The organism is Micromonospora sp. 4G55, from assembly GCF_016803375.1.
Map to the genome: position 1 here is coordinate 1 of NZ_JAEVHN010000294.1, position 7,386 is coordinate 7,386.

Below are 7,386 nucleotides of genomic sequence, written 5' to 3' on the forward strand. Positions count from 1 at the left end.
GGCCGGTCTGGCCGCGCGTCGGGATGGCCGTGGGGCCGGCCGGTCGGTCGGGGTACGGCCTGGGTGGACCGGGGCCGGCCGGTCGGCCCGGGCGCTGGCGGGACCGTTGAAGGTGAACGGGAACGGCACGTGCACGAAGGGGTTGCCGTGCCGGATCAGCGCGTCGATCTGACGCTCGTTGAGCCCGTGCGTCTCCAGCACGCGGCGGCCCCAGCGGTGCAGGCGGCACGGGTACGACGCGCCGTCGTTGCGGCACAGCGGCCCGTTGGGCCACTCCTCGGCGGCGTGCACCACCACCGCCCGGACCGCGAGCCGGACGTCCTCCGGTGTCAGCGGCGCCGGCACCGGCACCTCGCCCAGGATCTGATCGATGGGATCCGTCGACTGCTCACCAACTCGCACGGCAGGCCTCCCGCAGCTCGGCAGCGATTGCGGCTGATCGCCGCAGCGCATCCTCGGCCAGTGGTACGGCCCGAACCGGACGAAAGTTCAATCGCGCCACGCGGTGAGGAGGTCCTCCGCCGACAGGGCCCGTACGCCCTGCACGGCCGTCCCACCCCGGGACACCACGACCGGCTCGACGCGTTCGTCGGCCCCGGGCATCCGGGCCCGGTGCGCGAGCAGCCGCCCCAGGTGATGGGTGTCGATCCCGCCGATACTCTCATCGGTGATACAACCAAAAATGACTGCGTGCCGAAGGGCGAGGAAGAGGTCGTCAGGCCAGGCCCGCGTCGTGCACCAGCAGCGCCACCTGCACCCGGTTGTTCAGCTCCAGCTTCGTCAGCAGCCGCGACACGTACGCCTTGACTGTCGCCACGCTCATGAACAGCTCGGCGGAGATCTCCGCGTTCGTCCGGCCCCGGCCCAACGCGACGGCCACCTCCCGTTCCCGCCCGGTCAGCCCGTCGAGCAGCCGCAGCGCCCGCTCCCGGCGGGGATCCGGGCCGGCCGGCCCGCCGGCGGTGACGTGGGAGATCAGCTTGCGGGTCACCGTCGGGGAGAGGGTCGCCTCTCCGGCCGCCACCCGGCGCACCGCCTGGACGATCTCGGCGGGTGGGGTGTCCTTGAGCAGGAAGCCGCCCGCCCCGGCGCGCAACGCCCGCAGCACCTGGTCGTCGGCGTCGAAGGTGGTCAGCACCAGCACCTCCGGCGGCCGGGGCAGCGCCCGCAGCGCCTCGGTCGCCGCCAGCCCGTCCACCCGGGGCATCCGGATGTCCATCAGCACCACGTCGGGCGCGTACGCCTCGACCGCGGCCGGCACCTCGGCGCCGTCGGTGGCCTCGCCGACCACCCGGACGTCGGGCACCCCGCCGAGGATCATCGACAGCCCGGCGCGGACCAGCGCGTCGTCGTCGACGATCAGCACCCGGATCGGTGCGCCCTCCCCCGTCACGCCGGCCACGGCAGCCAGGCGGCGAGCCGGAAGTCGCCCGCCGGGTCCCGCCCGTGTTCCAGCCGGCCACCGGCCAGGGTGACCCGCTCGGCGATGCCCACCAGGCCGGTGCCGGCCCCCGGGATGGCCGGCTCGGGCGGCTCCCCCACCGGCCACGGGTTGCGGATCTCCACGGTCAGCCCGTCGCCCGGCCGGCCGGCCCAGCCGGACCCGGACCACCGCGCCGGGGGCGTGCTTGCGGGCGTTGGTCAGCCCCTCCTGCACGATCCGGTACGCGCTGCGCCCGACCGCGGCGGGCACCGTCGCCGGCTCGACGACCAGGTCCTCGGTGCTCACCCGGACGCCGGCCGCCCGGCACTCGCCGATCAGCGCCGGCACGTCGGCGAGCGTCGGCTGAGGGCGTTCCGGCGTCTCCGCCCCGCCCACCTCCGCGCGCAGCACTCCGATCACCTCGCGCAGGTCCTGCAGAGCGGCGTGGGCGCTGGCGCGGATCACCCCGGCCGCCCGGGCCACCTCCTCGGGCGGCGCGTCCGGCCGGAACTCCAGGGCCCCGGCGTGCAGGCTGAGCAGGGAGATCCGGTGGGCCAGCACGTCGTGCATCTCCCGGGCGATCCGGGTGCGTTCGAGCTGGCGCGCCTGGGCGACGCGCAGCTGCTGCTCGGTCTCGGCCCGGTGCGCCCGCTCCCGCAACGAGGTCACCAGCTGGCGGCGGGCCCGGACGAACATCCCCCAGGCCAGCACCCCGCCGAGGAACGACGCCGTCCAGACCGTCGCCGCCCAGAACGGCAGGGCCGGATCGGGCCGGAGGCTGTTGTAGACGGGCGTGACCAGCAGGTGCGCGCCGACCAGCGCGGCCGCCACCGGGAACGGCCGGTGCACCGCCACGGTGAACAGGATGATCAGCAGCGCCACCGCCGCGGTGACCGAGAAGACCGCCAGCGGCAGGCTGACCACGGCCAGCGCGACCGGCCAGCGCCGGCGCAGCCAGAGGGCCGCCGTGCTGAGCACGCCGACCACCAGGTCGACCTCGTTCAGCCAGGACGGCCCGGCGTTGAGCGCGAACTCCGGCGTCGGCCCGACCGAGTCCCCGAAGGCCAGCAGCACCCAGCACAGCGCGAGCAGGGAGGCGAGCCCGTCGACCAGCCAGTCCCGCGTGGTGCGGCGGGCCACCGGGGTCGCGCGGGTCAGGGCCCCCGGCAACAGCCAGGGGAATTCGGGTACGACGGCACTGCTCACCCGCCAATGTTAGGTAGCCGTCCGGCGTCGGCGACAGCTACCAAAGTCGACGACCGCCCTGGCCACCGGTGTACGAAGCTCTCGACCGCCGGCCGCAGCGCGACACCGGGTGGCCCCGACAGGCTCGACGGCATGATCACGGTCGAACACCTCACCAAGCGGTACGGCCCGCACGCCGTCGTGGACGACGTGTCGTTCCGCTGCGAGCCGGGCACGGTCACCGGCTTCCTCGGCCCGAACGGCGCCGGCAAGTCCACCACCATGCGGATGATCTGCGGGCTGACCCCGCCGACGTCCGGCGGGGCCACCGTCGCCGGACGCCCCTACCGGCGGCTGCCCAACCCGGGGCGGGAGATCGGCGTGCTGCTCGACGCCTCGGCCCAGCACACCGGGCGCACCGGCCGGGAGGCGCTCGCCCTGGCCGCCCGGACCCTGGGCGTCGACCGGCGGCAGGTCGCCGCCAAGCTCGACCTGGTCGGGCTGAACGCGGCGGCGGCGAAGCGGCGGGTCGGGGCGTACTCGCTGGGGATGCGGCAGCGGCTCGGCCTGGCGCTGGCGCTGCTGGGTGACCCTCGGGTGCTGATCCTGGACGAGCCGGCCAACGGCCTCGACCCGGAGGGGATCTTCTGGATGCGCGGCCTGCTGCGCGACTTCGCCGACCGGGGCGGCACGGTGCTGCTCTCCTCGCACCTGCTGCGCGAGGTGGAGGCCGTCGCCGACCGCCTGGTGGTGATCGGCGGCGGCCGGGTGGTCGCGCAGGGCGGCAAGGACGACCTGCTCGCCGGCACCGGCACCCTGGTCCGCGCCCGGGACCCGCGGGCGCTGCGGCTGACCCTGGATCGGGCCGGCCTGCCCGCCGACGCCGACACCGACGGCGGGCTCCTGGTGCGGGCCGAGGCCGAGGCGGTGGGGCAGGCCGCCGCGGACGCCGGTCTCGTCCTGACCGAGCTGCGGCCCGCCGGCAGCGGCGGCCTGGAACAGCTCTTCCTCACCCTCACCGCCGGCACGTCGACGAAGGAAGCCGTGAAATGACCGCCACCACCACCGCACCCGCCGGCACCGTCCGCCCGGCGCCGCCCGGACCGTCACTGGTCCGGCTGACCGAGGTGGAGCTGCGCAAGCTCGCCGACACCCGGGCCGGCCGCTGGCTGCTGGTCACCATCGGGCTGATCGCCGCCGCCATCGCCACCGTGCAGCTCTTCGTCCTCGACGACGACGCGCAGACCTTCACCGCGTTCTTCACCGCGTCGCTGCTGCCGGTCGGGCTGCTGCTGCCGGTGCTGGGCATCCTGTCGATCACCGCCGAGTGGTCGCAGCGCACCGCGCTGACCACCTTCGCGCTGGTGCCGCGCCGGGAACGGGTGGTGGTCGCGAAGCTCGCCGCGGTGGTGCTCGCCGCGCTGGCCTCGGTGGCGGTCAGCCTGGCGGTGGCCACCGCCGGCACCTTGGCCGCCCGGGCCACCGGCGGGGCGGGCAGCTGGACCTTCGACTGGTCCCTGCTGGGGCACGCGGCCGTGCTCCAGGTCACCAGCGTGCTGATGGGCGCCGCCTTCGGCCTGCTGCTGCTGAACACCCCGCTGGCGATCGTGACCTACCTGCTGCTGCCCACCGTGTGGAGCATCCTCGCCATGATGATCGCGGCGCTGCGCGGACCGGCCCGCTGGCTGGACACCTCGGTGACCATGGAGCCGCTCTTCGGCCCCGAGGTGACCGCCGGGCAGTGGGGGCGGCTCACGGTGTCCCTGCTGGTCTGGATGGTGGCACCGCTCGCCGCCGGTCTGGTCCGCACGCTGCGCCGCGAGGTGGCGTGACCGTGCGCGCCGAGGGACACGCCAGCGTGGTCGACGGCGGCGTCGGGGAGCTGGTGCTGATGTGGGCCGGCTTCCCGTTGCTCGGCGCGGGGCTGGGCGCGGCGCTGACCGTGGTGTCCGGCTGGCTCGCCGACCTGCCGTGGGTGCCCTTTCAGGGCTGGTTCGAGCTGCTGGCGGGACTGCCGGAGCGGCCGGCGCTGGCCGGCGGGACGGCGCTGCCGGCGCTGGCCGGCCTGCTCGTCGCGTACGTCGGCACGCGGGAACGGCTCACCGTGACGGTCGACCGGACGGCGGTGCGGCTGCACCGCGACGGCCACGCCCGGGACGTCGCCCGGGCCTCGGTCGGCACCGTCTTCGTCGACGGCCGGGCGCTGGTGCTGCTCGACTCCGACGGCGCCGAACTGGCCCGCGAGAAGTCGGACCTGAGCGGGGACCGGCTGCGCGCCGCGTTCACCGCGCAGGGCTGGCCGTGGCAGGAGGCCGACCCGCACCGGGACGCGTACCGGCGGTGGGTGGAGGGGCTGCCGGGGCTGCCGGCCGGCGCGGACGCGCTGCTGCGGGCCCGGCAGCGGGCCTCGACGCGCACCGCCGCGACGACGCGCGGGACCTGCGCCGGGAACTGGCCCGGCTCGGCGTGGTGGTACGCGACTCCGACCGGCGGCAGTACTGGCGGCTGGTCCGGCTTCCGCTTCGCCCGGAGGAAACCGGTGACGGACGGTAGCGTGGCTGTCGAGGAACCCTGACGGCCGGGAGCGTGGCCCATGACCGAGCAGCAGCCGTACCGGGTGGTGGCCAGGCACCCCGGTTTCGAGCTGCGCCGGTACCCCGCCCACCTGGTCGCCGAGCTGCGCGTCGACGGGTCGTTCCTCGAGGCGGGCAACGCGGGGTTCCGGCCGCTGGCCGCGTACATCGCCGGGGCGAACCGGTCCCGGCGGAAGGTCGGCATGACCGCCCCGGTGGTGCAGGAGTCCGCCGGCTCGGAGCAGATCGCGCGGACGGCGCCGATGGTGCAGGAGGAGGGCGAGCGACCCGGCTGCTGGGTGGTGCGCTTCGTGCTGCCGGCCACGCTCACCGCCGCCACCGCGCCCGAACCGGAGGATCCCCGGATCACCGTCCGGGAGATCCCCGCACAGCTCGCCGCCGCCATGCGGTTCTCCGGCCGGTGGAGCGAGAAGGCGTTCGAACAGCGAGCCACCGCGCTGGGCCGGGCGGTCACCGCGGCGGGGCTGAGCCCCACCGGCGCGATCCGGTACGCCCGTTTCGACCCACCGTGGAAGCCCTGGTTCCTGCGCCGCAACGAGGTCGTGCTCCCGGTCGTCGAGTGACCGGGGCCCGGGTCGCGTCGTTGGGGCGTACGTCCCCCGGCGGGACTCGACACTGAGGGTGAAGGGGACGACGATGACCTCCGCAGGCAACGGCACCGGGATCTTCCGCCGCAAGCCGGTCGAGGAGATCACCGACGAGGTCGAGCAGCTGTCCCGCTCGCTGGGGCTGTGGCAGCTCACCGCGATCGGCATCGGCGGCATCATCGGCGCCGGCATCTTCGCCCTGGCCGGGGCGGTCGCCAGCGAGACCGCCGGCCCGGCCGTGCTGGTGTCGTTCCTGGTCGCCGGCCTGGCCAGCGCGGCGGCCGCGCTGTCGTACGCCGAGTTCGCCGGCATGATCCCGAAGGCCGGCTCGGCCTACACCTACGGCTACGCGGTGCTCGGCGAGGCGGTGGGCTGGTTCATCGGCTGGGACCTGCTGCTGGAGTACACCGCGATCGTGGCGGTGGTCGCGATCGGCATCTCCGGCTACTTCAGCTTCCTCCTCGGCGAGCTGGGCCTCGACCTGCCGGCCTGGCTGCTCGGCGCGCCGGGCACCGGCGACGGGCACGTGGTCGACCTGTTCGCCGTGGTGCTCTGCCTGTTCATCGCGTTCCTGCTCACCCTGGGCATCAAAACGGCGGCCCGCTTCGAGACGCTCGTGGTCGGGCTGAAGGTCGCCGTGGTGCTGCTGGTCATCGTGGTCGGCTTCTTCCACGTGAAGACGGCGAACTACTCGCCGTTCTTCCCGTTCGGCATCAGCGGGGCGCTCACCGGCGCGGCCACGGTCTTCTTCGCCGTCTTCGGCTACGACGCGATGAGCACCGCCGCCGAGGAGTCCCGGGACGCCCGCCGGCACATGCCCAAGGCGATCATCTACTCGCTGGCCATCTCGATGGTGCTGTACGTGCTGGCCACGCTGGTGCTCACCGGCATGCAGAACTACCGGGAGATCGACCCGGAGAGCGGCTTCTCCTCGGCGTTCGCCTCGGTGGGCCTCTCCGGCCTGGCCAGCGTGATCGCGGTCGGCGCGATCATCGGCATCCTCACCGTGATGTTCACCTTCATGCTCGGGGTGACCCGGGTGTGGTTCTCGATGAGCCGGGACGGGCTGTTGCCGGCCTGGTTCGCCAAGGTGCACCCGGTGCGCCGGGTGCCGATCCGGGTCACCTGGATCGTCGGGGTGGGCTCGGCGCTGATCGCCGGCTTCCTGCCGATCCGGCAGGCGGCGGAGCTGACCAACATCGGCATCCTGCTGGCCTTCGTGGTGGTCTGCATCGCGGTGATCGTGCTGCGCTACCGCCGGCCGGACGCGCCGCGGACGTTCCGGCTGCCGGGCATGCCGGTGGTGCCGGCGGTGGGGGCGCTCTTCTCGGTCTGGCTGATCACCTTCCTGGCCCCGGTGACCTGGCTGCGGTTCGCGGTCTGGTTCGTGATCGGCGCGGTCGTCTACGCCCTGTACGGCTACCGCCGCTCGGCGCTGGCCCGGCGCGGCCCGTCCGGTCCCGGTGGTGCCTCCGGCCCGGGTGGTCCCGCCGGCCGGGGCTGACCCCCGGCCGGGTGTCCGAGGGCGTTGGGCCAGGCCAGCAGCAGCCCCAGCACCAGGCCGGTGAGCAGGCCGGCCAGCGAGAAGAGCGCGTCG

The 7,386-nt window shown here is 74.6% G+C and carries 7 protein-coding genes and 1 pseudogene; 5 read left to right on the top strand and 3 right to left on the bottom strand.

What is annotated here, in order from left to right; translation table 11 throughout:
* The 3 genes and pseudogenes from JNW89_RS21750 to JNW89_RS21760 all read right to left on the bottom strand — a co-directional run.
* The coding region (locus JNW89_RS21750) for a hypothetical protein (RefSeq protein ID WP_238450300.1) at window positions 1-402 on the bottom strand (402 nt) is incomplete at its 3' end.
* A 313-nt stretch (window positions 403-715) separates the two neighbouring features.
* Window positions 716-1,411, bottom strand: coding sequence for a response regulator transcription factor (locus JNW89_RS21755; protein ID WP_305070528.1), 696 nt, complete (start codon window positions 1,409-1,411; stop codon window positions 716-718).
* Window positions 1,390-2,629 (bottom strand): annotated as a pseudogene (locus JNW89_RS21760) (sensor histidine kinase). The gene JNW89_RS21755 and the pseudogene JNW89_RS21760 overlap by 22 nt, the downstream one beginning before the upstream one ends.
* A gap of 132 nt (window positions 2,630-2,761) precedes the next feature.
* Here JNW89_RS21760 and JNW89_RS21765 point away from each other — a divergent pair.
* From JNW89_RS21765 to JNW89_RS21785, 5 genes are all read left to right on the top strand, one after another.
* Window positions 2,762-3,661, top strand: coding sequence for an ABC transporter ATP-binding protein (locus JNW89_RS21765; protein ID WP_238450301.1), 900 nt, complete (start codon window positions 2,762-2,764; stop codon window positions 3,659-3,661).
* On the top strand, window positions 3,658-4,440 hold the full coding sequence (locus JNW89_RS21770; protein ID WP_238450302.1) for an ABC transporter permease: 783 nt from the start codon (window positions 3,658-3,660) through the stop codon (window positions 4,438-4,440). Before JNW89_RS21765 ends, JNW89_RS21770 begins: the two co-directional genes overlap by 4 nt.
* A 2-nt stretch (window positions 4,441-4,442) precedes the next feature.
* Window positions 4,443-5,183: a hypothetical protein gene (locus tag JNW89_RS21775; RefSeq protein WP_238450303.1), complete on the top strand. Its 741-nt coding sequence runs from the start codon at window positions 4,443-4,445 to the stop codon at window positions 5,181-5,183.
* Window positions 5,184-5,201: 18 nt separating this feature from the next.
* Window positions 5,202-5,765, top strand: a complete 564-nt coding sequence (locus JNW89_RS21780; RefSeq protein ID WP_238450304.1) for a heme-binding protein — start codon at window positions 5,202-5,204, stop codon at window positions 5,763-5,765.
* Window positions 5,766-5,838: 73 nt separating this feature from the next.
* The gene (locus JNW89_RS21785; protein WP_238450305.1) at window positions 5,839-7,293 is read left to right on the top strand and encodes an amino acid permease; all 1,455 of its coding nucleotides are present in this window, start codon (window positions 5,839-5,841) and stop codon (window positions 7,291-7,293) included.
* Window positions 7,294-7,386: the final 93 nt, after the last annotated feature.

Coding starts and splice junctions, on each gene's coding strand:
- JNW89_RS21765 (WP_238450301.1), top strand. CDS start 2,762: ATGATCACGGTCGAACACCTCACCAAGCGGTACGGCCCGCACGCCGTC.
- JNW89_RS21770 (WP_238450302.1), top strand. CDS start 3,658: ATGACCGCCACCACCACCGCACCCGCCGGCACCGTCCGCCCGGCGCCG.
- JNW89_RS21780 (WP_238450304.1), top strand. CDS start 5,202: ATGACCGAGCAGCAGCCGTACCGGGTGGTGGCCAGGCACCCCGGTTTC.
- JNW89_RS21785 (WP_238450305.1), top strand. CDS start 5,839: ATGACCTCCGCAGGCAACGGCACCGGGATCTTCCGCCGCAAGCCGGTC.